Raw genomic sequence first — 26,350 nt, 5'->3', positions numbered from 1 at the left:
GATGAAAAAAGCAACATTTGCTGGTGGCTGTTTTTGGTGTATGGTTAAGCCATTTGTAGAGTGGGATGGTATTAATAAAGTAACAAGTGGTTATATGGGTGGCCATATTGAAAACCCAACATATGAAGATGTAAAGCGCGGTGATTCTGGCCATGTTGAGGTTGTTCAAATTGAATTTGAGCCAACAGTATTTAGTTATGAGCGTTTGCTTGAAATATTTTGGATGCAAATTGATCCAACTGATGCGGGAGGTCAATTCCACGACCGCGGTGAATCTTATAAAACTGTAATTTTTACACATAGCGATCAGCAACTTGAGGCTGCTCACAAGTCCAAGCAGCAACTAGCTGATAGTGGTCGTTTTAAAAAGCCAATTGTTACAGAAATTCAGGAGGCGGCTACATTTTGGCCAGCTGAAGACTATCACCAAGATTATTATAAAAAAGAACAAAAGCATTATAAAGAAGATCGTGAAAAATCGGGTCGAGATTCGTTTATTGATGCACATTGGAAATAATTAAATCGGATAGCAACGTTCCCTCTAGGGCGCTGCTATCTTTTTATTTGAAAATAGTATGGAATGCTTCGTAAATAAATTTTTTGTAAATGGTTTCAGGGTAATCTTCTACCCCATTTTTTGCAAAAATAATATCTCGTTTTGCAGCTACTTCATCGTGTAAATGGAAATATGCTAATGCGCGTATTGCAAAATAACGATAATATTTCGCTAAGTCAATTGGATGATGTAAATAAGAAGGTATTTCAAAATTAGTACCAATTTCGATCACTTTCTCAAAGTTTTGCATTTGATATTGAGCGTACATTTGTTCACCAAGAAAAATAGGGTTTTTAAATAAAAATAAGCTTGCCTTATATTTTTCTTTTGTATGCTCAATCATTGGCTCAACTGTTTCGAACTGTAATTCAACATTGTTTAAATAATGTAAGTAATTATAGACATAAAGAATGGTAATGGACGGTTCATCCGCAAATTGTGATAATAAGCTCAGCTTTTCGATATATAGCTTGCTCTTCTCATACTCCTCATTTGCAACAGATTGTATAAATAAAATTTCGTAAAAGCGGTCCATACGATATAAGATTTGTTTTTTCTGAGCCAGTTCTAATGCTTTTTGCAAATAACAATTCGACATTTTAACATCATCTACAGCCGAATATGAAATCGTCAAATTATAATACAAATCTAAACGAACAATCGGGTCAATAATAAGCTCATAGGGCATAATACGCTCCTCGCCCTGTTTTAGAATAGCTAGTGTTTTTGCGTAATTTCGCTGTTCTATTGCAGCTGAACATAAATAGAAATAACAACGCAACATTCTACTATATACATGTATCGCCTCATATTGATCAATAAACTTCCAATATTCATCAAGTGATTTTGCATTATTAATCGTACGGTTCATTAAAAAGTAGACTTCTCGTAAACGAATTTGCTCATAATTAGTCCCTTGAATTTGCGCTAAGTGCGGTTCAATTTTTTCAATCATCTTCACCGTTAAAGATTGAAGTTCATCTGGATCACGAATGATCTTTCTACGTTCCATATCATCTTCTATATCTAAGTACAATTCTCGCAGCTGAGCTAAAGTTCCATCGTCTATTAAGAAGCTTACCTCAACATTTAACTGTTGGGCAATGAAGCGTAGGCTTTCCATTGAAGGCTTTGCTTTATCATTTTCAATTAAACTAAGCATCCCCTTAGTTAAACGGTCTTTTGCTAGCTCAGTTTGCGTTAATTTCTTTTGTTTTCTAAGCATTTTGATACGTGTACCTAATGTCTCCAAATCCCCACCACACTTTTTTCTGAATATTATAATTAAACTATGAATGCAACTTTTTTACAATAGCTTAACTTAAAGTTTAATGAATATACAGAAAACTCCGTGAAGCACATACTTATTTGGTATTGTAAAATAACATTGACGTAAGGTGGCTGTACAAATGAGGGTATATTTTCTTTTTCTACAAAAATTTAGAAGTATATATTTTAGTTTAATCGTTCAATAAAATGTTTAATTTAGTGTTACGAATTTGCAATAATAGCGTCGATAAATGTTTTCCCGTATTTTTCGAGTTTACTTTCCCCAACACCGCTTACTTCTAAAAATTGCGAGCTGTTTTTTGGACGACGCATACACATATCTTTTAGTGATTTATCCGAGAATACAACAAAAGGCGGTACTTTTTCACGGTCAGCGATTTCTTTACGGATTTGGCGTAGCACTTCAAATAGTGGATCATTAGTATCTACTTGCGCTTTAATAATACGCGCCTGTTTTCGGAGTACGGCGTGTTTGCCAAGCAATACGTCCTTCCCTAAATCTGAAATTGCAAGTGTCGGAAATTGACCGTTATGAACAATAATTAACTTTTCTGCAATCAAAAATTCAATAAAGCTGGCAATTTCCTTTGCATTCATCGTTTTTAAAATACCATATGTCGGTAGCTTGTGAAAATTGAAGTCTGTTACCTTCTTACTTCGTGAACCAGCTAAAACAGAGGCAGTTAGCTGCTTACCAAATTTTTGCCCCATGCGGACAATACACGATAAAACTTTTTGTGCATCAGTTGTGACATCTTGCTGTGGCCGATCATCCGTACAGTTGCCACATTTACCACAATTTGAGCTCGTTGGATCACTAAAATAATCGATAATATAGCTTTGTAAACAACGCTCAGTATGACAATAATCAATCATCTTATGTAGTTTCTCTAGCTCTAAAGGAATGCGGGAACGGTCCTGCGCTTGATCGATTAAAAAGCGCTGCGTTTGCTCATCAGATGATGCATAAAGCAGTATACATTCACTTTCTAAACCATCTCGCCCTGCACGACCAGCCTCTTGATAATAGCTTTCCATATTGCGTGGCATGTTGTAGTGAAGCACATAACGCACGTTCGTTTTATTAATACCCATTCCAAAGGCGTTTGTTGCGACCATTACTTGTACTTCATCGTTTAAAAAGCGATTTTGTTCATATGTGCGGTCTTCCTCAAACATACCTCCATGATATTTTGCAACAGCAACTCCTGCACGCGAAAGCATTTCATAAACGGCTTCTACTGATTTTCGCGTAGCTGCGTAAATAATACCGGCTTCATTAGAATTTGCTTTTACATATTGCTTCACGTAGGCTTCTTTATTTTCACCAAGCAATACCGAAAACGCTAAATTTTCACGTGCAAAGCCTGTAATGAAGGTATTTTCTTCGTCAATTGACAGCAGTTGTTGAATATCCGCACTTACTTCTTCTGTAGCCGTTGCTGTAAGTGCGATCACAGTTGGCTTTTGCTCCCATAAATTTGCTAATCCTTGAATCGTTCGATAGCTTGGGCGGAAATCATGTCCCCAGTGCGAAATACAATGCGCTTCATCAATGGCTAATAGTGGTACTTTTATTTGCGATAATTCCATACAAAAGCGCTCATTTTCTAAACGCTCTGGTGCTATATATAATAGCTTAATTTTGCCGCTACGTACCGCGTATAAAACGTCTTGTACTTCATCAAAGCTTAGCGAGCTATTAATAAATGCTGCTGGAATTCCACTATTCGTAAGCATGTCTACTTGGTCTTTCATAAGTGAAATAAGTGGAGAAATAACAAGTGTTGTCCCATCTAGACATAGTGCTGGGATTTGATAGCATAATGATTTCCCACCACCAGTGGGCATAATCACGAGCGTATCTTTGCTTTCTAGTACGCTTTCAATTATTTGTGTTTGGCCAGGTCGAAATGAGTCATAACCAAAATATGTTTTTAAATGTTGCAATGCTTGTGTATTCATAATACCTCCCGAATAGTGCTGTTAGCTTATTATACATGGAAATACTTGTTCGTAAAAGCGTACATACGGTAGCCCACCAAAAGTAAGTAGTCTGCAACTGATCGGTTTTAGCAGTGAAATTACTCAATGTGAGTAAATATTGAATGGAACGTTAAAAGACTTAATACTCCAACTTAAGAGATTTGTTCTCTATTTATCAGGGATTTATATCCTCAAAGCTGTATAGAAAAAGCCACAAACTTTATTAAATCAGCGTTTGTGGCTTTTCGTATGGGACATTATTTGTCCAGCTTTTTATGCACTTTTGTTAAATCCAGATATTACTCGCGAGACTCCATATAGCGCATTACATCTGCACAAATCGCGTAAAGTTCCTTCATAGTTAAAGGATGATTTGTTGCTTCGATTTGTTTAGCAGTTTTTTCACTAATTACTTCCGCATCAATTAGGCTAGCCCAATTGTCTTTTGACGTTGAATCATTTAGATAAATAAACGATAAAATGTCACTTGCTTCCAGTAAATCGAGCGGTCTATTTTCTCTACTACATAAAACATCATAGCTTATTTGTAGCTGGTCACTGTATGCGGCTGAACTTTCTAATGCCATTCGTTTCGATGCGCTCATTAACATATTCATAAAATTATGCGTGGATACTTCTTTTTCAATCGGCAATTCATTATCATAGCCTGCAACTACTAATCCATAATCCATTAACAATTGAATAGATTGATCGAACCATTCATCCTGATAAGGGTAAGTAGAAGTTATATGATCGACAAATGCACCGTGCTGTTTCAAATTAGTGCGCAACTGTTCAATTAACTCTTCATCCTTACTTAATTCTCTGACCGTAATCCCTTCAAGAATAGCAAGTGAAGCTGCAATGCCAGCTGCATCGCCCGTCACCATTCCAGTTGGGACTATACGTGCACTCCCAGCTGCTAGAGACGAATAGCCTGAAGAACGTCCTACAACGAGTAGTCCATCAATTTCTAATGGCACTAGCGAACGAAACGGAATCGCATATTGTTCTGGCGTTGATAAGACATAGCCATAATCCTGTGGAGTTTGTGCTTGGACATCCACTGGATAAGCACCATACCCTATATTGTCCCAATGATCCATGTTTGTCCAAATATCTGACATCGGAAGTTGGTATTCTGCTAAAATATGTCTTGTTTCACGAACGTATAGCTCAGTTGGATAACTGACAATTTCAGCATTTTCAAATCCGCTAAATTCTTTGCGCAAATAATCGACAATATGTAGTGTTTCACGTTTTCCTTTTTCAATTGCTGCCAATTTTGCTGCTTCATTCACCCCATCGACATCAAAAATTTGTAAGGCATTAATATAATAATCCTCGTCTTGTTTTACTAAATTCAAGCCTCGTAAGCGTGTATTGCTTTCTACAGGCTGATACATATCATGTAGTTCTGAAAATCCCCAAGCAACAGAACGCGTTACAGTTGCAGGGCCAAATTTTTCAGATTTCGCGGCCTTTTTAACACCACGCCAATCAACATTTTTTAAATGAAGCATTAAAGTAACAGCCATTTTCTTATCTTCTATGCCAATATCTTTACCACCTAAAAAGTATGGAACCTGTGCCATTACTGCAAAATCTGCATCTTGAGTGGCATCGATAAACACTTTCCCTTTTATAGAAAAAGCCCCATATTCGTTTTCAATTTCGACTCCGGTTACGGTATTTTTGTGCATCACTGGGTTATTAACAGTTGTATTGACTGCTAATGTTAAGTTTTCTTCAGCATAAACGAGTTGTTTAAAAGCTGCCTTTGCATCTTGAATATCAAATCCGTTGCCGTTTCCAACTAATTTGTGCCAATCCTCATATACGCCTCGGCTAATGCTTTTTTGGTTTACACTTTTGGGGATATCTAGAAAATTGAGCATACCAAATGTATACAGGCCGCCTAAATCTTCGCGCTTTTCGATTAACAATGTCTTCGAACCACTACGGGCAGCCATTACCGCTGCAGCAACTCCCTCTGGTTCCCCCCCAATAACAATGACATCATATTCGTTATCAAATGTTTGAAGTGTGATCGGTGTTGCGTATGATTGTTTTAATATTTTTGGTTTGGTAATCACATAAATAACACATATTGCTGTAATGAATACCGCCAAAATAGCGATAGTTAAGAGTAGTTTTTTATTTTTCATGATGCCCCCTGTTGAATGTTATCTCTTTTCAAATTATACATTAGTACAGAAGAAATTCTATGTATATGTTGAGAAAGTTACTTTTGTATAAGTAAGTGATTTGTACGATATAATGCTGTAAAGTTTTGTAATTCCTCATTTTGTACAACTTCAAGTAATAACCAATCTTTTCATATCGTTGCCATTTCATAGTGATAGCCATCAAGATTACGAATAAGTATGAAACATAATAAGATTATGTAAACTTAATTTTATTAAAATCCAATACTGAGGAAATCCGTTACAAAAGATAGATTTCCTCAGTGTTACTTATTTTCGACGGGAACCCATTTTACTATTTGAGACATTAAGAAGACCGGCAATTAAATATGCCGGTCTTCTTTAGTTTCAGATTTTATCACTTTCAGCCTATTTTCCCCGTGACCTTCTACAATATGCTTCAATATAGAAAGTTTGTTTTCCCAGAATTGCTCGTAAAAAGCAAGCCATTGCTTTAGTTCCATTAACGGTTCAGGATGCAGTCGGAATATTTTTTCTCTTCCTACCTTATGTCCACTTACTAGTTCAGCTTCTGAAAGAATGCGGAGATGTTTGGCAATTGCGGTACGACTAATCGGGAAATGGGATGTAATTTCTGAAATAGGTAATTCTTTTTCTGCAAGTAATCTTAGAACTTCTCTTCGCGTTGGGTCAGCAATCGCTTGAAATACATCATACTTTTGTTGAGATGCGGACATTTAGCTCTCCAATGACTTACGAAGATTTCCGATGATGTTAATCCAGCCACCAGACATTCTATCGTGAATAACCGAAGCCTTTTCGTTCGCTTTCCCTATAAGTTCATCTGACTGTTTCCAACCGCCATGAATAAGTGTGAACTCAGTTTTTTCTCCCAGCTCTTTTAAAATAAAGGTAACAAACCATCCTTCCACATCCCATGAAAAAGAAAGACGATTTGGGGGCTTGATTTCTATTACTTTACAAGGTGAAGGTCCAAAAGGTGATTGAAAATGGAATTCATGTCCTACTTGTGCTAGAAAATCATTAGGCATGAACCATGATGCAATGCCCTCAGCAGTAGATACTTGTTCCCATACCTTTTGAATCTGTGCTTCAATGACAACTGTCTGTTTTATATCTTGTAATGTTTTTCCCATTAATTCCCCTACTTTTCTCTTCTAATATAAAACCATTTGGTTTCATGTCAATATTAATTTACATCCATCTATCTATTGAAAACATTGTACAATTACGTTTCCAAAGTCTTTCACATCACGTAGATAATCATAGCCTTTTGGATTACCAAAACTATTAAACGCACGTACTGCTACAATATTTTCGCTTGGAATCATTATACACCGTAAGCTGTTGGCTAGATGGTAGATATTGAAGTATTTCTTCATCTAGAGAACGGATAAAACCTCCATGTAACGCATAGGCCACAGCAAAAGCTATATAACTTTTACGGCATGATGCAAGATGGAATTTCGTATCTGCTTGAACCGCTCTCGCATCCTCTTTTGCACTTTGATAGCCCCAATATTTTTCTATTTTCAATTCATTATTTTGATATAGAATTAGTGCTGCAACAGTACAATTTAATGTTTTGTATGTATTTTCAAATGCCTTTATTATTTCTTTAACCAATTCGTTATTCCTCCCATTTTTCGTAGCTTGTTTTATCTTTTACGATAGTATTAATTTCTTCAAATCGTTTCACTACATAGTCAGCCTTTTGCAGTTCATTTTCCTGGGCAAAATCAAAATCTACGCCAATTGATGTTAGTTGATTGTCTGCAGCAGCTTTAATATCAGATGCACGATCTCCAACTACAAATCCTTGTTTGATACTATGTTCTTTTATGACAAGCGCTACAAGCTCAGATTTGTTACCTGAAGCGATTCGATCAATACTATAAACCCCTTTAATCCAACGTGATAATTGGTAGTATTCTACAATTGCTTGTAAATAAGCTGTTTGTCCATTGCTAGCAATGAATAATGGATAGTCTTGCTCTAATTTTTCTAGTGTATATTCGACACCTTCATACAAAGCGCCACTTCCTGTTTCAATCAGTTTAATAAGTGCACTTTGGAAAATACGATTAGTATTATCACGCATTTCAGTTGTATGGTGTGGACATAACGTTTCCCACACGACTGTTAGTGGCACGCCCATAATGTCACGATATTTTTCTAATGGAGTAATGCCTTCCCATAATCCCATTTCACGTAATTGCTGAAAAGTGACTTCAAGTGCAGGTTCTAAAATTCGATTTGTTTGAAATAATGTTCCGTCCATATCAAAAATGATAGCAATGTTCAATTTGTATACGCCCCTTTTGTTTTTTCTTGTATCTATTATAGTGTAACTAAAATTTCCAAATATAGTTGCATATATTTGATTAGTTCATGCTGATTTGTTATTGCCTTGTTAGCTTTTTTTAGATTAATTAATCAATAATATAGTGTCGGATAATATGTTATTATTGATTAAAGAGACTTGCAATGTTGCAAATCTCTCCTGGTATTACTTCAATTTCACAAGTGGTACACTTGCATTTTGTGGACCACAGCCGATTATTGTGAATTGATTATTCTGAATTAGGGCTTCATTACAGCTATAGCTCGCTTCGCCATCTTTTTGAACTGCAATTTTGTTATCTTTATACGAAAGTTGCCAAGTTAAGTCTGTTGTTTTAATTTTAATATTTGTAAGATGCTTGTTTGCAAACATTTCAAGTGCTGGTACTTCACTCAGCTTTTTTTGTTCGATAACGTCAATCGTAACGACCTTTTCATCTATTAAGGCATCTGTGTTGATAATATTCGCGCCAATTAGTTTATATAATTGGTCTTCAAGAATAAATGTTAATCGAACTTCCTCTTTGTTTTCATCTACTCCATTTACAAAATAATAGACACCTTCTCTTTTTGCTTCTTTAATTTTAAAACCATTAATAGGGCTTGTTACATACGTCATTTCCTCTTTCACATCATCTGAACTAATAAGTAGATTAAGCTCATCATAATAGTGTTTATCAATAGCTGTATTAAGCTTGTTGATAAACTGATTTGCGGCATACTTTAGTTCGTCGCTATTATACGTAAATATGTTTTTGTTATAGTGTGTTGTGAAATTTTCATGCGGCTCGCGATCTAACTCTTGAAGTAATGTTCGGTTTTTCTCATAGCGCTGCTGCCAGTCAATCGGTTCATCTATTGCTTGTTGAAGGAGTGCTTCAATTTGCTGAGAGGTTGCCGTAACTTGCCCACCGTTTCTTGTTGTTGTATACGGCACAATTTCTGCAACTTCAAATTTAGTACTATTTCTGATATGGATGAGTGAAATATTGTTGACTTCATCAACTGCTACAATTTCTCCAAGTGTTAGCAAACTATTATGTACAAGAACATTAGGATGCCCTGCAACGTCTTGAGCATTAACTAAAATCCATTTTTCGCGCTCTTTTTGCTTAATGATCTGTCCAATTGTGTTTACATTTGGTGAATAGACAGCTACTTCAGCTGGATACGTCGGTGCTAGTTCCTTTTTTTCATTCGGGATATTTTGTGCTACCCATGTTGCCTTTTCAGTTGAATCCGAGCAGGCTGCAAGAAACAACACAATACAAATTAATATGAATTTTTTCACAATGTTCTCCTTTACAATAATAAGATTATGTAAACTTAATTCTGTTCAAAATTAAAAAGTAGCCGAATACTCGACTACTTACTCATTATAAGGATTTCTTCATTTTTTGCATTACGAAAATCGAAATTGACATCAGAATGAATAAAGTTACGAAAATTAGCTTAGTTATAAAGTGATTTCCAGTTATGTCGAATACATAACCAATGACAAGAGGTATAACCGCGCTCATCATAAAGCCGCCTGAAAGCACCATTGAACTCCATTCATTTGCCTCTTGATTATTTTTCGCTTCATCAAGTGGCAGCATTAAGCCAATTGGAAATAATCCACTTAAAACTGCCCCGTAAATAATCGTGCCAACCCAAATCGCCCAATTAACATCGATAAAGAAGAATACTGAGCCAATTAATCCCATTAAGACTAATCCAAATAGCCACGCAATACGATTTGGGAATTTGTTAATCATTGATGGAATTACAATATTACCAACTAATTGCACTATCGTCATTAATGTTAATACAGAACCTGCTGTAAGTAAGCTCATCCCCTGCTCTTCTGCAATCGATACTAACCATGTCGTTAAGCTAAAGAACAACGACGTTTGAAAACCAAAGTATATTAATATTGTCCAGGCAAGCCCGTTTTTCCATGGATTACGTGCAGGCTCTGTAGAAGCTTTTTGCGCCAGTTTCGCTTGTCCTGAATCGACAGTAAGTAACCAGCTAATCATTGCGACAAGTGCAAGTACGCCCCATACTCCAAGTGCTAATGCCCAGTTACCTTCAAAACTTTCGTAAAAAATTCCGGTAAAGCCTGAGCTTAATGTCGCACCAAAGCCAATCGCAAATGAATATAGCCCAATAACCGGCGCTATTTTTGTTGGGAATTTTTCTTTTATGAAAGCATTGATCATCGGACTAATAATTGCAATTGCAAAACCAGCTAAAAAGCTTGTAACTACCAGTGCGCTATAGCTTGAAAAAATGATACGTGCTAACGTTGCAACACCGATCAACACCAATAATAGTGTAATCGACCATTTATAACCGAATTTTTTTTGAAATGGTACAGCAAGTGGTGCAAATAACCCCATGCAGAAAACTGGGATCGACGTTAATAAGCTCATTTGTGTGCTTGAAACATTAAGTGCCTCACTAATTGTAGATAAAATTGGTCCAACAGACGTTACTGAAGGTCGCAAGTTTATAGATACCAGAAAGATTGCTAATAAAATTAGTAGTTTACTTCCTATATTTTTTTGATTCATTGCCTATCCTCTTTCTCTTATTCCTATGTTAGTTAGTAAAACACAATCCTTAGATGACTGACAATTAAAAAGATTATTTAAATAATGGTCCTAGAGCGTGATTTTAATGTAATTAAAAAAGCTATGCTGCCTCTTAAGCAACATAGCCTTCTAATAATAAAGTTTACTTATTCTTCAAATAACATTAATGATAGCGTGAAAATCTTAGCAAATTGTGCACGTGTTAAGTTGCTTTTCGGATTGAACTGGCCATTTTCACCACCGATGATGTCTAATTGCTGTAATAATCCAATCGATTCTACAGCGTCCTTATTCATTTTGTCGATGTCTTTAAAAGTATTGTTTGTATTTAATGTTCCAACATCAAGACCTTCAAATGCTAAAAATTTTGCCGTTACGTAAGCCATCTCTTCACGTGTTACAGCTTTGTTTGGTTCGAACTGATCGCCTTCAAAAATCGTTAATAATTCTTGTTTTTCTAAAATAGCAACCTCTTTCGCACCCCAGAAATTAGCAAGGTCTGAATAAGCAGATGTCACTTGTTCTTGTTCTTGTTCGTCTAGTTCAACGCTTGATGCTCGATAAATCATTGCAACTAACTGGCCGCGGGTCACATTACCATTCGGATTGAAGGTTGTCGCAGTTATTCCACTAATAACCTCTGCTTCATAAAGAGTATGAATATAGCTTTCAGCCCAGTGTCCAATTGTATCTGTAAAGTGTCCACCTGTTCTCAATTGCAGATCCTCACTTAGAAATTCTGCTAGAAAATCATCCTTGTCTTCACCTTCAAGCGCTATCCAGTCTCCTGCTGTATAAATTTCGCAATCGAACGTTTTCCCATGCTGTGTAAGCTTTAATTGAATTGATTTACCAAATAGCCCTAAGTATTCTTGATACTCCGCCTTGTATGTAGTCGAACCTTCCTCTGATTCAATTAATGACGTAATCGGCATTTTTACGATAAAGCTATCTTTTTTTGCATTCATCGTTGTTACAATACCTTCTGAATTAAGCTCAGCAATTTTAAAAACTCTGTACAAATCAAAGAATGAAACTGAATTTTGCTCTACAGCTGCTATTTCAGATAAAACATTTTTTGAAATACCATTTTCAGCTGCCTTCACATTCATTTCCTCAGTTGCGCCTAGTATTCCTAAACTTAAGGCACCTACAAATAACCATTTTTTCATTTTTTATTCCTCTCCTTTAGATTCCATTATTATACATTTAAAGATGTTTTATCAATAAAATTTTAATTATGGTCATAATTTTTAGTATTTTAGTTTCACCCTACAATACTTTATATTCATACCAAAAATTAGAATTCCGGTTTTTTTGCTATTTTTTATTAACTACTATATTTCGTCGTTGAACTCCATTTTGTTTGAGCTTTATTGAACATATATTTGGAACTTCGGCATGAAATTTAATGTGCATGAAAACAGCAATGGAAATAAAAGTAGAAAATATGTTCACAAAAGAGTGTTAGGAGGGTGGATTCCATCGATCTGTCTACCTCGTCCTGTTTCTAAATGTGTGCTTAAAGTAGGGATACAAAAAATGGCACAAAATAACGTTCTAAATATTGATTTAGATTTTTATTAACTTTAAAAGTTAAAAACCACTTCCCTTCATAGTATGGTGTCCCCAAATATTTCTACAAATTTTGGGTCATACTAAAATTATCACTCCATTCACAGGGGATTTTAATTCCAAATGTGTAAAGGTAGCATTTTTTACAATGAGGAGTGGGTAATATGATAATGAAGGGAAGTTATTTGAATGTTGAAACAATTATTATTTACGCTTGTTGCTACATTTTTATTATTTGTACCTAAGACTTACGGACACACGTACTTAGATTCAACAAATCCTACAGATGGCGCGACTATAACAGAGGAATTACAAACGATTGATTTAGTCTATTCAGGTAAAATTGAAGAAGGCAGTATCTTTAAGGTACTTGCAAGTGATGGTTCAGAAATGGCTATGGAATCGTTTACAATAAATGATGATGTATTAACCGGTACATTAGCTTCTCCTCTTCCAAATGACACCTATACGGTTGAATGGGATAGTATTAGCCAAGACGGACACCCATTATCAGGTTCATTTTCTTTTACAATAAATGCGCATGTTGCTTCTAATACTGATAACGAAACGGAATCTGGAGCTGATACGAGTGAGCAAATAGCATCAGATGTATCAAAAATTGTAGATACATTAAAAACTGAAACCGATTCTGAAGATGGGAATTCAATATGGGCTCTAATAATCGTCATAGCTATTATTTTACTTGTTATAACTGTTGTAACTATATATAGCTATAAGAGAACTTATGTTAAGCGAAAGAAAAATAAATAATCTTTTTTCGAAATAAGTTAATTTTCTCCATATCTTTGCCTATTTTATGTTATCACGTTTTTCGATTAATCTAATTGCGGAATGCCTTTTTTAACTGATGGTATTCCCTTTTCCTATTTGTCGATCTTCTTTAATTAATTACAAATCCTAAAGCTTTGCAATAACTAATATGGCCCTCTAGGAGTATAATAATGATATCTATTTGACAATCAATAGCGCTATCATCCCCTATATAAATGAAATGAGACTTTCTCTTAACCTCACCCACCTTTAAACAATTCATTATTTTCACTATTCATTTACCTCATAAAACTAAAAAGTCAATCCTTTCATTAACTTTTCACCACTTTTAACTAGCAACTGTTATTTAATTTAGCAGGTAGACGTGCTATAATAGAAACATTGTGTGCAAAAGAGAAATCTCCTTTTGAAAGCAATCTAAAATTTAACGAAAATTATTGGGAGGTACTTACATGATTCAAGTATCAGGCGTTGGTCTACGATATGGTGACCGTAAATTATTTGACGATGTAAATATTAAATTCACTCCAGGAAACTGTTACGGCTTAATCGGTGCAAACGGTGCTGGTAAATCAACATTCTTAAAAATCTTAGCTGGTGACATCGAGGCACAAGAAGGTAACGTTTCAATGGGTAAAGATGAGCGTTTATCTGTATTACGCCAAAACCACTTTGAGTACGATGAATTCACTGTACTTGATACAGTAGTTATGGGTAACAAACGTCTTTGGGAAGTAAAAGCCGAAAAAGATGCAATCTACATGCTGCCAGAAATGACAGACGAAGATGGAATGCGTGCTGCTGAACTTGAAGGTGAATTCGCGGACATGAACGGTTGGGAAGCTGAATCAGATGCAGCTACATTATTAAATGGTTTAGGTATTGGCGATGAGTTACATTACATGCAAATGGCTGACTTAGAAGGTTCTGACAAAGTAAAAGTGTTACTTGCTCAAGCTTTGTTTGGTCAACCAGATGTTCTTTTACTGGACGAGCCTACCAACCACTTAGACATTAAGGCAATCAAATGGTTAGAAGAGTTTTTAATTAACTTTGAAAACACAGTAATCGTCGTATCCCATGACCGTCACTTCTTAAACAAAGTATGTACACATATCGCTGACTTAGACTTTGGTAAAATCAAGCTTTATGTTGGTAACTATGACTTCTGGTATGAGTCTTCACAATTAGCGCAAAAGTTAATGGCTGACCAAAATGCGAAAAAAGAAGAAAAAATTAAAGAGTTAAAAGAATTCATTGCGCGTTTCTCTGCAAACGCATCGAAATCTTCTCAAGCGACATCACGTAAAAAGATGTTAGACAAAATCGAGCTAGATGATATCCAACCATCAAGCCGAAAGTACCCATTCATCAACTTCCAAATCGGCCGTGAAATCGGTAACGACGTATTAACTGTTGATGGTTTAACTGCATCACATGAAGGTGAAACGTTATTCAAAGACATTCGCTTCTCAATGAATAAAGAAGACAAAATCATTTTACTTGGTAATACGATTGCGAAGTCTACATTAATGGACATCTTAACAGAGCGCCAAAAGGCTGAAGCTGGTACATTCAAATGGGGTGTAACAACTTCTCAAAGCTACTTCGAAATGGATCATGACCAATACTTCACTGGAAGCGAGAAAACATTAGTAGACTGGTTACGTCCTTACTCTCCAGATGACGAAACAGAAAGCTTCTTACGTGGGTTCTTAGGTCGTATGTTATTCTCTGGTGAAGAAGTGAAAAAATCACCTGCTGTTCTTTCAGGTGGCGAAAAAGTACGATGCATGCTTTCTAAAATGATGTTATCGAACTCGAATGTATTATTATTAGATGAGCCTACGAACCACTTAGACCTTGAATCAATTCAAGCGCTAAACGAAGGCTTAATCCGTTTCAAAGGTGCGATGATTTTCACATCTCATGACCACCAATTCATTCAAACAATTGCAAACCGCGTTATTGAAATCCGTGAAGACGGTTCAATTTTAGATAAGCAATTAACTTATGATGAATTCCTAGACTGGAAAGATGAGCAAGGATTAAAATAATCACTGCTCCCAATCCTCCAAATGCCCTTATTTTAAGGGTACTTGGGGGATTTTTTATTTCGTTTAATGGTAAAACCCGAATCAAAAATAGCACATCTTTACGGTACGAACTACGAATGGTAAACTAACTGTTTTTTTAGGATAGTTATCTATTTTAAACACTCGAACACCATGCTTCATCCATTGTTTAGCTTCTTCATAAATCTAAAAAAGCTGCTGCCTGCAAGTTACAGACAGCAGCATTAACAAGTTGCCTAACCTATTTCTAAATATCTTTTTAGTATTAGGCATCTTATATCGAATTACCATAGATAACGAAAATTTCTATTAGTTGATTTCTCATCGTATTGTTTGGATCCATTTGTTGTAAAGCATCTTGATATTGCTGGATTGAGTAACGTGATAAAGGTGGTAATGCATTGACTGTAACAAGCTCTTTTAAAAATTGCTGCTGTTGCTCTGTTAACCAAATTTCTAGTGTATCTACGCCAATAAATACATAATCCCCTTTTGCATTCATCCCTACTTGTAATGGATATTCAGGCAAGTCAAATGGAAGTTCAGGCTGTGGATCGAGTGCTTCAATCGATTCAGCGTTATTGAGCGTATCCATTGTTGAATACAGCTCTTTCCAAGAAAAGTTCGCTGCAATCCGGTAACTAGCATATACTTCCCCAATATTGTAACGCCCCTTAATATCAAGACCAATATGTTGCTCATACATCTTTTCTTTAAGTGTCTCGTATTCTGCCAGAACTAATAAGTAATCATCAATATAAGTATCAATAGTTATGTCAAACTTAGTTAATAATGCCTCGATATACTTTTTAAAATAGGCATTTTGCATTTGCTGCTGTAGTGTTTGCTCTACCTCTATACGAAGCGAATCTACCGTTTCTTCATCTAATGTAAAGTCAAAATTTTGCTCTAAATAATTAAATAAACCATATATCTCAACCATTTGCTCATTGGCCACTCGGTAAGCATAAAATTGCTGAGGAATACCTTCCGTTCGGTAATAATATTCATGTTCATAGATTTTGAGCGTTATATCTTTATGCTTTCTCAATATATTTTTATCAAATGTAGGTAATTCATCGAAATGATACGTAACAGGCTGACCAAAATCCATCTCTAATATTTCATGCGCAATATCAAATAAAGCAAGTATATCTTTGGCAATTACTGATTGCTGATCATTTGTTTCGGCTATTTGTTCTAGCAGTTCTTGATACTGCTTATAATTATATCTTGATAAGTCCTTTAATGAATGCTGATATTTCAGTTCTAATAACAAATCTCTTTGTGCATCAGAAAAATTAATCGGAGGCAATTCCTCTGTTGTAAAAATAAGTTCACCATTCTTACCTTTTGCAAACTCAAATCGATGTCCGTCAGATATAAGTGCTGGTTGTGGCTCCATAGGCTGAAGGCGGATTGGTTTTTGTAGCACTAAATATTCTAAATAATCGATGGATATGCCCACTTTATTTTTGAATTTTTCTTCTTGTTCTCCACTTGGATAGCTCATAAATCCTGAACCATCATCAGTTAGGCCTTTTCCTGTTTCGAACATTTCACGCTCTAAAATTTCATACTTTTTATCGATAAACAAGTAATGATCTATGTAATCCTGTTCTTTTATTTTTAATTTTGCAAGCATTGTATCGAAATATGCTTTAAATTGCGGATCTTGTAAATCATAGGAAAGCTGTTCTGCTAATAGTTTTCGCTGTAATTGCTCTTTTTCTGAGGATAGTTCGATACCTTGCTGTTTAAGGTAATCGAATAGTGAATACATCCTAATTGCCTGACTGAGTGCATTGAATGTAGCCGCTTCTTTTGACTCTATTATCCAATTTCGATAAAAGTATTCATATTGGGCAATATTTAAATAAATTTCGCTGATTGGATTTTCAACAGCTGGTTGCGCGTCTTTCGTTGGTTCAGATTCATTATTTTGATTTAATCCTTGTGATTGCCACGTAATTGCTAAAGTCACTAATACAATACACACCACAATGACGCCTAAATAAATGAAAATTTTATTTCGATTGGATGATCCCTGCGATAATTGTTCATTGTTATTCAAATTATTCAATCCCCCCAATGCATTTTAAACACTTTTATTTATTATAAAAAGCCACACAATAATTTTTGTGTGGCTTTGGAATTAGTATGGATTATAATTTTGTAACGTTAGCAGCTTGAGGTCCACGATTACCTTCAACCACTTCGAATTCCACTTTTTGTGCTTCTTCTAACGTTTTGAAACCTTCACCTTGGATTGCTGAGAAATGTACGAACACATCGTTTTCACCTTCAGTTTCGATGAAGCCAAAACCTTTTTCTGAATTAAACCATTTTACTGTACCTTGTTTCATTTGTGAAAACCTCCAAAAATAAAAGTGAACAATTCAATTACACCTCAGCGTAATTGCGTCCAGATTTTTTCAAGCTCGGGGCCACAGGACGTGGGTCAGTCAGCCGTTGTCACACGATGTGACGTCTTTAGGCTGACTTCCTCTTTAAAATTCACCTAAAAAATCTGTGACATCCGCTGGGGCTTAACTGGATTCAGCCGGGGTTTGGACCCCCGCTGAATCCAGTTAAAATACAAATAAAAAATTCACATATTACAGAAAGTACCGTTCAACTAAATCGATTACTTTTTGTAATATGTGAATCTACTTGTTCGGCATCATAATTTCAATTGTTAAAATTAGTATAAAATCCAATTTTATGGATGTCAATTACATTATTTTGAATTCTACCAATTTTAACGTAAATCATTTTAGATTTGTATGTTTTCCGGTGTAAGTACAATAATACCATGATAAATTTGCGCTTCTTCATCACATGCTTCGCAAAATTCACATTCATCTTCTGACCAAAAGGCATAAAAGAGCTCATTTTTGCATGTTTCATTTTCATAATTTGCACGAAACTTTTGTAATGTGGACTGTAAAGTTGCTTGGAGCTGTTCGTCGGTTTCAAAAAATTGCTCTGAAACAATGAACTCTTCCCAACCCTCAAACTGCCACCAGGGCTCGTAATCTGCTTTCATATAGATAATTTTATACATAATTTCTAACACCTCTTCTTCCCTTTATATTAAAACAACCCGAACAATTATGTCTATTATTGAACATTTGTGTATGATAAAATTATGGGAGTGTCAAATCTAAGGAGGATATTTACAATGTTTTCTGCATTAAAACCAAAAGCTGAGTTACATGACTTATTTGAACGTGGTACAGATTTAATTGCAACTGGCCGTTTTAAAGAAACATTAGCGTTCAATAATTTCAAATTAACAAATCAAGAAGACTTAAAAAAATTATATGAGCGTGTTGCTGATGTATCACCAACAATGCAAGAAATATTCAACAAATATTTAATTGAAATTTCACCTAATGGCCAAAATAATATCTCAAATAGTCAAATAGATCGTTACTTACAGAATTTCTTCTTAGCTGAGCGAAACAATGAATACGTTGACCAAACAATTAAATTTTTCAATTTACTACGTGAAAATAAATTTGAATCTGGTAAATTAATAGTTGTCTTCAACCAATTTTCATTTTATATTACAACACTAGTACTGCATCATTTTGGTATGAAGCCACATGTTGCATTCCAATATATGAAATCTGTATCAGCGGCAGTTAATATCGAGCAGGAAATATTAATTGAAGTCATGCAGGAGCGTTTACTTGAAAATATCATTGAAGAATTAGCTTCCTTAACGGATTCAAACGCTAATATTGTGTATATGAAGGATTTGATTCAACGCTTAGATACACAGTCTGATGATATTGCTAGTTCGACTGCAGCGTCTCAACAACTAGCTGCTTCTATTGCAGAAATTGCCCGCACTTCATCGAATATTGCCGAAAAAACAAATGAATCCGTTAATAATGCCGCACTTGGTAAGCATGCCATCGAACATGCCCTACAGGAAATCTTCACAACAGAAGAAACATTCACTGAAATTGTACATAGCTTCAAAGAATTACAAAAGCATGTCGACGATATTGAAAGTGTAGTAACACTTATTAACCAAATTGCTGATCAAACAAATTTATTAGCTTTAAATGCTTCGATTGAGGCTGCCCGAGCAGGTGATCATGGTAAAGGCTTCGCAGTTGTTGCACAAGAAGTTCGTAAGCTTGCAGAAAGCACTGTTTCGGCATTAACTGAAGTATCAGCGAATGTTCAATCATTAAAATCGTATTCAAACAATGTTGCATCATCCATTTCTGAAACAACAACAATTATTCGTGAAGCGACAGGTGAAGCAAAGGAATCTTTACCTCTGCTCAACTCCATCGTTGAAATTATTGAAAGCATTAATATTGATGTCACGACAACTGCCGCTGCTTCGCAAGAACAAGCCGCTTCCATCGATGAAATTTCAGTACGCATGGTACAAATTTCTAACTTACAGGAAGATATTCGAGGATTCGGTAATGACACATCGCGTGATATTCATAAATTAGGTCAAGAAATAACACGCTTCCGAAATGAAGTAACAACATCGACCAACGTGCAACTATCTAGCATTTCTTTATTATTATTATCAAAAGCCGACCATATTTTATGGAAATGGCGAGTATACAACATGTTCTTAGGTTTAGAAAAGCTTTCACCATCTGATGTTTCTTCACATCTTGATTGTCGTCTAGGGAAATGGTATTCATCAGAAAAAACGAAATTGCGCTTTAACAACCATCCTGCTTACCACGAATTAGATCATCACCATGAACAGGTACATATTTCTGCTAGAGCAGCAGTTGAAGCGTATAACGCTGGTAATTTAGGAAAGGCCGAACAGCATCTAAATGAAATTGAGGCTGCTTCTAAGCAAGTAATTAGCTATATTAATGTTTTAATTGCCGCAATTGAAAAAGAGCGTTTAATGCATTAATTTTTCTAAAAGAAGCAAAACAGGATCGTTTTGCTTCTTTTTTATATGCTAGAAAAGCTTTTTACTTTTTTCGGATGAAAAAAATTGTTACGATAGATATAGGAAAAACGAAACCTTTTTCAGTTTTATTCGTAAAATTAGTAACCAGTAAAGGAGGTACGAAAATGCTTGGTCCTATCAATTTTTTAACAAGACACATACTCAACTTTTTAGTAGGTACTACTGCACTTGTTGTTGCGATTATTAATATTCCTGGCATGGCTAGCCTATTATCGCTACCTCTTGCTATTGTAGCATACTACGCAAGTAACAAAATTACATTGGCCATTCAAAAATCAAGCCAAAGTAAAAAAATCGGCTTTTCGAAATCAGAGTATAATTTAATCGAGGCTCAATTGAAACAAGCAAAATCACATGTACAAGCACTGAACCAACAATATGTACGAGTACGTTCAGTTCGTTCGTTCAAACAAATTAACGAAATGTCTAAACTAGCAAAGCGCATTATCAATATCGTACAATCAAATCCGCAAAAATTTTATGCGGTAGAAGATTTCTTCTATGCTCACCTACCTTCAGCGGTGCAGCTTTCTGATAAATATACGTTACTTACAAAAGAGCAAATTCCTGGTACAGATGTTCATTTAGCACTAGAAGATACACGTAGAACATTAAAAGAGCTACAAGTAACAATAGAAGATGATTTAAAAAGTGCTCTATCTTCAGACATTGAAAATTTAAAAATCGAATTAGATTTTGCAAAAATGTCGAACGAAAAGCGAAAAGATCGATTAAAAATCGGCGGTGAATAAGCTATGACAAACAACCATAATCCATTTGAAGCGTTTACAACAAGTGACAGTGTGGATATTCAAGTTAGTAAAGATCAATTTGCGGTGAATGTTGCGAATAATGCAACATCACCGCTTTTCGCATCACTTTCAAACGATATGAAGCAGCGTTCGCTAAAGCTGGCACTCCATTTAGAATCTAAACAATATGAGGATGTGCTTGGTTTTGGTCTCCCATCACAAGAAGCGTTAAAAAAATTCACCTCACAAATGCTCAATTACATACAGCGAAAAGATGTGCGCAAAGTTGGCGATGTGTTAAACGATTTACTGCACCACCTAGAGCTCATTGATCCGGATGCGTTAATTGAGCAGAAAAAGGGCTTTTTTGCGAAGATATTCAGTAAACCAAAGCAATCGATTCAAGAAGTGATGACACAGTATAATAAGCTTTCTAAGCGCATTGACCGTTTAAGCATCCAACTCGAGCACAACCAACATGCCTTACTAAGTGATTACCAATTTCTAAATGAGCTTTATGCGATGAACGAAGACTACTTTCAAGAAATAAACGTCTTCATTGCCTCATTGGAAATAAAAAAACAGCATATTTACGATGTCGTGTTGCCCTCTATTGAAAAGGCTATTTCTGAAGATGCTGATCCGTTTAAGCAACATGAATTAAAAGATATTCAAATGCAAATCGAATGGCTTGACCGCCGAATGTATGATTTAGAATTATCACGTGAAGTGGCCATTCAATATGCTCCTCAAATTCGCTTAATTCAGCAGACCAATCAAATGCTTATTGAAAAGATTCAAACGTCGATTATGACCACTATCCCGCTCTGGCAGCAGCAAATTAGTATGCTTCTAAGCATGAACAACCAACGCCGTGCAATGCAGTCTCAAGAGCGTTTGATGAATGCCTCAGAACAAATGTTACACAAAAACGGAAAAATGCTTGAAGTACAAAAAAACAGCAAGCGCCCTACTCTGTCACATACAGACGTAGACCGCTTCAAAGCAACCCAATTGCAGCTTTTACAAGATATTGAGGATACCCTACGCATGCAGGTAAGCACCGACGAAAAACGCAACGAGATTGAGCATACAATTTTGGAACTCAAATAAGGGACTGCTCTATGAAGGATGTTTTAGCTTGAATTATACAAAATGCCGAAATGTTGATTTATCAAGTTTTCGGCATTTTTATGCTCTAGAATAATTAGAGCGAAGAAGTAATTTTTGTCCCTTGGTGAAAATGCATCTTCCAACGTCCGTCAATTAATTTCCATATCGAACTGCGTAATGAATGTTGGTTATTCATTTTGTTATAAATTCGATAGGTTGTTAATATGATTTCTTCAGACATTGGATGAATTTCAAAATCACTCAACTTCATTTGTACTACGCTAAGATTCATTTCTCCAATGTTCTCGTATTTGTACAATACTTTACCAGAGCTTCCGAATTCAAAAAAATTGTCTGCTAGTAGATTAGATAGCTCTTCTTTTGATGTTCTGATTTCTGGTTCCAACAGTTTTTCCTCTAGTTGTAATAACTGTTATTTTAAAGATTTATATGTCATTATTATTCACCTTTTCAGTCCATATTTTTGATATACTAGTACTCTTTAATGCAACTTACCTACTTAGATTAGTTTAAAGATATTTCTTCACAATCTTTAAAACAACATAAACATAAAAATCCAACATAAATTGTCTGTACGAAGTAAATGCTGTATCTGTGCCTAGGCAATAATAGTACGAATGCTAAAAACATCACAATTTCTGCCAACAGGCTTTATAGGAAAAGTGAATTCTAAAAAACACCAATCCTCATATCTGAGAAATGGTGTTATTTTTCGTTTCATTATGCGAAGTATTCTTTGTAGTAGCCGCCTACTTCGCCTGTGTTATCGATGACGAATACGAACTCTTCTGTTTCGTTTTTCACTTCATACTCTTTACCAACTGTTAATACATTTGATACTAAATATTTTGATGCATTCGTGTGGACACATTTTACTGTGCGGATTGTAGGTGCATCTTTCCATTTTAAATGTAACATTAAAATAACCTCACTTTTACGTAAATGAATTCTTTCTTATTTTATACGATTTTCATACTAGATGAAAGTCTAGAGTCAAATTTTACTTGTGGAAGTTTGATTTGGCGCCATGCTCCGTGTTACACTCACAAGCGAGAGGTGGATATTAAATGGCATTTGGTAGCGTTCCGATGTGGTTTTTCGCCATTGCGATTGCCTTTGCAATTGTATTTATACTTATAAGCGAATATAACTCACGAAAATAAGCTCGCAATTTTGCGAGCTTATTTATATTAATATATTTGCAAGATAGCAAGATATAATTTATCGTAATGTTCGTTTTAAGAATTCTTTTGTACGGTCATGCTGCGGGTTTACAAGTACGTCATATGGATGACCTTCTTCAACAATTACACCTTTATCCATGAAGACAATTCGGTCTGAAACTTCTTTTGCGAATTCCATTTCATGCGTTACAATTAACATTGTGTTCCCCTGATCTGCTAAATGACGCATTACTTTTAATACCTCCCCTACCATTTCTGGGTCAAGCGCTGAAGTTGGCTCGTCGAACAGCATTACATCTGGATCCATTGCAAGTGCACGAGCGATTGCAACACGCTGCTTCTGTCCACCAGATAAATGCTTTGGCTTGGCGTTTTTATAAGTAGCCATACCCACTAATTCAAGATATTTCATCGCATTTTGTTCCGCTTGTTCCCTTGAACGCTTTAACACTTTCATTTGGCCAACCATGCAGTTGTTTAATACATCTAAGTTATTAAATAAGTTAAATTGCTGGAATACCATGCCTAAATGTGTACGGTAATTTTCGATATTGTGGCCTTCATTTAAGATGTTTTCACCATTGTAAATAATCGAACCAGCAGTAGGTGTTTCTAGTAAGTTAATGCAGCGTAAAAGTGTTGATTTACCAGAACCTGATGAACCAATTAACGTTACTACCTCACCTTTGTTTACTTGGAAGTTCACATCTTTTAATACTTCGTGTGTACCAAATTTTTTGTTCAAATGTTGAATATCAATAACAACTGACATGTTATTCACCATCCTTTTCTAGCTTGTTCCCAGTAATAAGCTCCACTTTGTAGCTCTCTGGACCGTCCATTTTCTTTTCGAACATTAGTAAAATACGTGTTACAGCAAACGTCATAATGAAGTAAAGCACCGTTGCGATGAAAAATGATTCAATATAGCGGTAGTTACTGCCGGCTACTGAGTTTGCTGTGAAGAATAGCTCTACAACCGAGATAACACTTAATACAGAGGAATCTTTAATATTCATTACGAATTGGTTCCCTGTTGCCGGTAAAATATTTCGCGCAACTTGTGGAATTACGATGTAAATCATTGTTTGTAAGTGATTCATACCAATTGCTTGTGCTGCTTCGAATTGCCCCTTGTCGATCGACACAATCCCACCGCGCACATACTCCGCCATATAGGCACCTGTGTTTAAACTAATTACAATTGACGCTGCTAAGAATCGGTCAATATCAACACCTAAATATACTAAACCATAGAATACTACCATTGCTTGAACCATCATTGGCGTTCCACGGAAAATTTCTACATACGCTGTCAAAATAAAGTTAAAGATTTTTATAATAACTGTTTTTGCACTGCGTTTACGATGTGGAATTGTATGCATAATGCCGATGAAAAAGCCGATCAACGTACCACAAATTGTACCGATTATTGCTAATAATAACGCTGTCCATGCACCACGTAGGAAAAGATCCCAGTTGTTTGTAAACAAGCTCCATACGGACTCTAAAAATAGCATCGTCTTGTCCTCCTTATACTTTCACACTTTAAATGATAAAATTTAACCTAAAAATCACAAAAGGCTGTCTCGCTCGTTTGCCGGCAAGACAACCTATTTGTTTAGCAGCTTATTCGGCTGCTGGTTGGTTTGCAATAGCGTCTTCCATAATCTTTTGACGCTCTTCTTCCGAAATTTCAGCTAAAACTTTGTTGATTTGTTCTGTTAAATCTGAGCCTTTTTTTAGACCTACTGCTACAGCTGTTGTAGATGGGTCAGCTTCGAAGTTTGGCTCTGGTACGATGTATTTAATGTTTTTAAGTGCCATCTCAGCAGAAATCCCTTCAGGACGCTCTGATACATAGGCATCAATTGCACCTGATTGTAATTGTACGCGCATTGCACCAAAGTCAGTACCTGCCACTTGTTTATTTACGCCAGGAATTTGGTCAATTACATCATAGTGTGTTGTAGCTTGCTGACCTGTAATTTTTGCACCTGAGAAGTCTGATAATGTTGTAGCGTTTGCATATGGCCCATCTGCTTTTACAACGATTACATAATCACTTGTATAATAGTTTTCTGAGAAATCAATTGTATCTTTACGCTCAGCTGTTGGTGACATACCTGCGATTACAACATCAATAGCACCTGATTGTAAAGAAGGGATTAAACCGTCCCAGTCTGTTTTAACAATTTGTAATTCCATATCTAAACCTTCCGCGATTTTTTTCGCGAATTCTACATCATAACCTGCTGCATATTCTTTAGAGTCTTTAATTGCTACGCCGCCGTTTGAATCATCTTTTTGTGACCAGTTGAATGGTGCATATGCTGCCTCCATCCCAACTTTTAAAACCTTTTTACCTGATTCGCCTGTTTTTTCATCACCTGATCCACAAGCTGCTAATACTAGCATTGTCATCATCGCTGTTAGGCAAATTAATAATTTCTTTTTCATAGCAAATCTCTCCTTTTTTTATAATTTTTGGGTTTTACAGATACTAAAAACGACCTAAAAGAAGTCTTTAGGTCGTTATACGTGTACAGTTAGCCCAAATCCTCTACATTCCCTTTTTGAGATAGCACAACTCAATCATCCGGGATGATGATTGAGACAGTTCTGCAATTATTCACTGCAGACCCAGCATTATTAATTCGAGCGTTAACAACACTTCGGCGACATTTCCTTCTTTCAAACTTCTTAGCCAGCTCAATGGCTCCATAAAAAACTAATAAATATCGCGCCTCTACCTCACGAGTTTGTGAGGTTTTGATATGAAATTGATATGTTTATATTACATTAATGTTATATATCCGTCAATAAGCAATTTTCAGATAGTTAACGATTTTCTAAGAATACGCAATTTTTCCAACTAAATAAACGGCGCTCATGAACACTTACATTTGAAATCGATATTACT

Annotated in this window: 23 protein-coding genes, 1 pseudogene and 1 riboswitch; of the genes and pseudogenes, 6 read left to right on the top strand and 18 right to left on the bottom strand. The window is 35.7% G+C overall.

Features of this window, described 5'->3' with window-relative positions; genetic code table 11:
• Position 1 precedes the first annotated feature (1 nt).
• Positions 2 to 517, top strand: a complete 516-nt coding sequence (gene msrA, locus O7776_RS09970; RefSeq protein ID WP_274306932.1) for a peptide-methionine (S)-S-oxide reductase MsrA — start codon at positions 2 to 4, stop codon at positions 515 to 517.
• A gap of 43 nt (positions 518 to 560) precedes the next feature.
• Here msrA and O7776_RS09965 read toward each other — a convergent pair whose 3' ends face one another.
• From O7776_RS09965 to O7776_RS09920, 10 genes are all read right to left on the bottom strand, one after another.
• On the bottom strand, positions 561 to 1,808 hold the full coding sequence (locus O7776_RS09965; RefSeq protein WP_274306931.1) for a helix-turn-helix domain-containing protein: 1,248 nt from the start codon (positions 1,806 to 1,808) through the stop codon (positions 561 to 563).
• Positions 1,809 to 2,047: 239 nt separating this feature from the next.
• Positions 2,048 to 3,811, bottom strand: coding sequence for a DNA helicase RecQ (gene recQ, locus O7776_RS09960; protein WP_274306930.1), 1,764 nt, complete (start codon positions 3,809 to 3,811; stop codon positions 2,048 to 2,050).
• A gap of 320 nt (positions 3,812 to 4,131) precedes the next feature.
• Positions 4,132 to 6,000: an FAD-dependent oxidoreductase gene (locus O7776_RS09955; RefSeq protein ID WP_274306929.1), complete on the bottom strand. Its 1,869-nt coding sequence runs from the start codon at positions 5,998 to 6,000 to the stop codon at positions 4,132 to 4,134.
• Positions 6,001 to 6,362: 362 nt separating this feature from the next.
• Entirely contained in the window at positions 6,363 to 6,737 is a 375-nt protein-coding gene (locus tag O7776_RS09950) for an ArsR/SmtB family transcription factor (RefSeq protein WP_274306928.1), read from the bottom strand.
• On the bottom strand, positions 6,738 to 7,157 hold the full coding sequence (locus O7776_RS09945; protein ID WP_274306927.1) for an SRPBCC family protein: 420 nt from the start codon (positions 7,155 to 7,157) through the stop codon (positions 6,738 to 6,740). It lies immediately after the preceding gene.
• Between the two features lie 154 nt (positions 7,158 to 7,311).
• Entirely contained in the window at positions 7,312 to 7,647 is a 336-nt protein-coding gene (locus tag O7776_RS09940) for a serine hydrolase (protein ID WP_274306926.1), read from the bottom strand.
• A gap of 4 nt (positions 7,648 to 7,651) precedes the next feature.
• A complete protein-coding gene (locus O7776_RS09935; RefSeq protein WP_274306925.1) occupies positions 7,652 to 8,326 on the bottom strand; it encodes an HAD hydrolase-like protein in 675 nt (224 codons plus the stop codon).
• Positions 8,327 to 8,530: 204 nt separating this feature from the next.
• Entirely contained in the window at positions 8,531 to 9,655 is a 1,125-nt protein-coding gene (locus O7776_RS09930) for a hypothetical protein (protein ID WP_274306924.1), read from the bottom strand.
• Positions 9,656 to 9,740: 85 nt separating this feature from the next.
• A complete protein-coding gene (locus O7776_RS09925; protein WP_274306923.1) occupies positions 9,741 to 10,922 on the bottom strand; it encodes an MFS transporter in 1,182 nt (393 codons plus the stop codon).
• A 167-nt stretch (positions 10,923 to 11,089) separates the two neighbouring features.
• Complete coding sequence (locus O7776_RS09920; protein WP_274306922.1) at positions 11,090 to 12,115, bottom strand: S-layer homology domain-containing protein; 1,026 nt, start codon at positions 12,113 to 12,115, stop codon at positions 11,090 to 11,092.
• Between the two features lie 592 nt (positions 12,116 to 12,707).
• On the opposite strand from O7776_RS09920, the gene O7776_RS09915 reads away from it, so the two are divergent.
• Together O7776_RS09915 and O7776_RS09910 are read left to right on the top strand one after the other, a co-directional pair.
• Complete coding sequence (locus O7776_RS09915) at positions 12,708 to 13,289, top strand: copper resistance CopC family protein (RefSeq protein ID WP_274306921.1); 582 nt, start codon at positions 12,708 to 12,710, stop codon at positions 13,287 to 13,289.
• A 473-nt stretch (positions 13,290 to 13,762) separates the two neighbouring features.
• The gene (locus O7776_RS09910) at positions 13,763 to 15,367 is read left to right on the top strand and encodes an ABC-F family ATP-binding cassette domain-containing protein (protein WP_274310420.1); all 1,605 of its coding nucleotides are present in this window, start codon (positions 13,763 to 13,765) and stop codon (positions 15,365 to 15,367) included.
• A 292-nt stretch (positions 15,368 to 15,659) separates the two neighbouring features.
• Here the strand turns inward: O7776_RS09910 and O7776_RS09905 are convergent, their stop codons facing one another.
• From O7776_RS09905 to O7776_RS09895, 3 genes are all read right to left on the bottom strand, one after another.
• Positions 15,660 to 17,459, bottom strand: coding sequence for a hypothetical protein (locus tag O7776_RS09905; protein ID WP_274310419.1), 1,800 nt, complete (start codon positions 17,457 to 17,459; stop codon positions 15,660 to 15,662).
• 91 nt (positions 17,460 to 17,550) lie between these two features.
• Positions 17,551 to 17,751 (bottom strand): cold-shock protein, encoded by a 201-nt coding sequence (locus tag O7776_RS09900; RefSeq protein WP_274310418.1) that lies wholly within the window; start codon positions 17,749 to 17,751, stop codon positions 17,551 to 17,553.
• A gap of 410 nt (positions 17,752 to 18,161) precedes the next feature.
• The gene (locus O7776_RS09895; protein ID WP_241369704.1) at positions 18,162 to 18,452 is read right to left on the bottom strand and encodes a DUF1033 family protein; all 291 of its coding nucleotides are present in this window, start codon (positions 18,450 to 18,452) and stop codon (positions 18,162 to 18,164) included.
• Between the two features lie 117 nt (positions 18,453 to 18,569).
• Here O7776_RS09895 and O7776_RS09890 point away from each other — a divergent pair, with 117 nt between their 5' ends.
• The 3 genes from O7776_RS09890 to O7776_RS09880 all read left to right on the top strand — a co-directional run bounded on the left by O7776_RS09890 (position 18,570) and on the right by O7776_RS09880 (position 22,222).
• Positions 18,570 to 20,297, top strand: coding sequence for a methyl-accepting chemotaxis protein (locus O7776_RS09890; protein WP_274310417.1), 1,728 nt, complete (start codon positions 18,570 to 18,572; stop codon positions 20,295 to 20,297).
• Between the two features lie 164 nt (positions 20,298 to 20,461).
• On the top strand, positions 20,462 to 21,109 hold the full coding sequence (locus tag O7776_RS09885; protein ID WP_274310416.1) for a 5-bromo-4-chloroindolyl phosphate hydrolysis family protein: 648 nt from the start codon (positions 20,462 to 20,464) through the stop codon (positions 21,107 to 21,109).
• A 3-nt stretch (positions 21,110 to 21,112) separates the two neighbouring features.
• Positions 21,113 to 22,222: a toxic anion resistance protein gene (locus tag O7776_RS09880; protein WP_274310415.1), complete on the top strand. Its 1,110-nt coding sequence runs from the start codon at positions 21,113 to 21,115 to the stop codon at positions 22,220 to 22,222.
• A gap of 94 nt (positions 22,223 to 22,316) precedes the next feature.
• On the opposite strand, the pseudogene O7776_RS09875 reads toward O7776_RS09880, so the two are convergent.
• From O7776_RS09875 to O7776_RS09855, 5 genes and pseudogenes are all read right to left on the bottom strand, one after another.
• A pseudogene (locus tag O7776_RS09875) lies at positions 22,317 to 22,652 on the bottom strand (nuclear transport factor 2 family protein); the annotation flags it as partial.
• A 311-nt stretch (positions 22,653 to 22,963) separates the two neighbouring features.
• A complete protein-coding gene (locus O7776_RS09870) occupies positions 22,964 to 23,161 on the bottom strand; it encodes a DUF6501 family protein (protein WP_274310414.1) in 198 nt (65 codons plus the stop codon).
• A gap of 303 nt (positions 23,162 to 23,464) precedes the next feature.
• Positions 23,465 to 24,199 carry an amino acid ABC transporter ATP-binding protein gene (locus O7776_RS09865; protein ID WP_274310413.1) on the bottom strand — a complete coding sequence of 245 codons (735 nt, stop codon included), beginning with the start codon at positions 24,197 to 24,199 and terminating at the stop codon, positions 23,465 to 23,467.
• Position 24,200: 1 nt separating this feature from the next.
• Positions 24,201 to 24,947, bottom strand: coding sequence for an amino acid ABC transporter permease (locus O7776_RS09860; RefSeq protein WP_274310412.1), 747 nt, complete (start codon positions 24,945 to 24,947; stop codon positions 24,201 to 24,203).
• A 109-nt stretch (positions 24,948 to 25,056) separates the two neighbouring features.
• Positions 25,057 to 25,887: a transporter substrate-binding domain-containing protein gene (locus O7776_RS09855; RefSeq protein ID WP_274310411.1), complete on the bottom strand. Its 831-nt coding sequence runs from the start codon at positions 25,885 to 25,887 to the stop codon at positions 25,057 to 25,059.
• A 114-nt stretch (positions 25,888 to 26,001) separates the two neighbouring features.
• Positions 26,002 to 26,187: riboswitch (Lysine riboswitch) on the bottom strand.
• Positions 26,188 to 26,350: the final 163 nt, after the last annotated feature.

The organism is Solibacillus daqui (assembly GCF_028747805.1).
Taxonomy (GTDB): Bacteria; Bacillota; Bacilli; order Bacillales_A; family Planococcaceae; genus Solibacillus; species Solibacillus daqui.
Note: the sequence above shows the minus strand (reverse complement) of the source record. Positions and strands in the feature narration are given on the sequence as shown.

What these genes read in the sequence shown, in the direction of transcription:
- msrA (WP_274306932.1), top strand. Translation starts at nt 2, where the DNA reads ATGAAAAAAGCAACATTTGCTGGTGGCTGTTTTTGGTGTATGGTTAAG.
- recQ (WP_274306930.1), bottom strand. Translation starts at nt 3,811, where the DNA reads ATGAATACACAAGCATTGCAACATTTAAAAACATATTTTGGTTATGAC.
- O7776_RS09955 (WP_274306929.1), bottom strand. Translation starts at nt 6,000, where the DNA reads ATGAAAAATAAAAAACTACTCTTAACTATCGCTATTTTGGCGGTATTC.
- O7776_RS09950 (WP_274306928.1), bottom strand. Translation starts at nt 6,737, where the DNA reads ATGTCCGCATCTCAACAAAAGTATGATGTATTTCAAGCGATTGCTGAC.
- O7776_RS09945 (WP_274306927.1), bottom strand. Translation starts at nt 7,157, where the DNA reads ATGGGAAAAACATTACAAGATATAAAACAGACAGTTGTCATTGAAGCA.
- O7776_RS09925 (WP_274306923.1), bottom strand. Translation starts at nt 10,922, where the DNA reads ATGAATCAAAAAAATATAGGAAGTAAACTACTAATTTTATTAGCAATC.
- O7776_RS09920 (WP_274306922.1), bottom strand. Translation starts at nt 12,115, where the DNA reads ATGAAAAAATGGTTATTTGTAGGTGCCTTAAGTTTAGGAATACTAGGC.
- O7776_RS09915 (WP_274306921.1), top strand. Translation starts at nt 12,708, where the DNA reads ATGTTGAAACAATTATTATTTACGCTTGTTGCTACATTTTTATTATTT.
- O7776_RS09910 (WP_274310420.1), top strand. Translation starts at nt 13,763, where the DNA reads ATGATTCAAGTATCAGGCGTTGGTCTACGATATGGTGACCGTAAATTA.
- O7776_RS09900 (WP_274310418.1), bottom strand. Translation starts at nt 17,751, where the DNA reads ATGAAACAAGGTACAGTAAAATGGTTTAATTCAGAAAAAGGTTTTGGC.
- O7776_RS09895 (WP_241369704.1), bottom strand. Translation starts at nt 18,452, where the DNA reads ATGTATAAAATTATCTATATGAAAGCAGATTACGAGCCCTGGTGGCAG.
- O7776_RS09890 (WP_274310417.1), top strand. Translation starts at nt 18,570, where the DNA reads ATGTTTTCTGCATTAAAACCAAAAGCTGAGTTACATGACTTATTTGAA.
- O7776_RS09885 (WP_274310416.1), top strand. Translation starts at nt 20,462, where the DNA reads ATGCTTGGTCCTATCAATTTTTTAACAAGACACATACTCAACTTTTTA.
- O7776_RS09880 (WP_274310415.1), top strand. Translation starts at nt 21,113, where the DNA reads ATGACAAACAACCATAATCCATTTGAAGCGTTTACAACAAGTGACAGT.
- O7776_RS09870 (WP_274310414.1), bottom strand. Translation starts at nt 23,161, where the DNA reads ATGTTACATTTAAAATGGAAAGATGCACCTACAATCCGCACAGTAAAA.
- O7776_RS09865 (WP_274310413.1), bottom strand. Translation starts at nt 24,199, where the DNA reads ATGTCAGTTGTTATTGATATTCAACATTTGAACAAAAAATTTGGTACA.
- O7776_RS09860 (WP_274310412.1), bottom strand. Translation starts at nt 24,947, where the DNA reads ATGCTATTTTTAGAGTCCGTATGGAGCTTGTTTACAAACAACTGGGAT.
- O7776_RS09855 (WP_274310411.1), bottom strand. Translation starts at nt 25,887, where the DNA reads ATGAAAAAGAAATTATTAATTTGCCTAACAGCGATGATGACAATGCTA.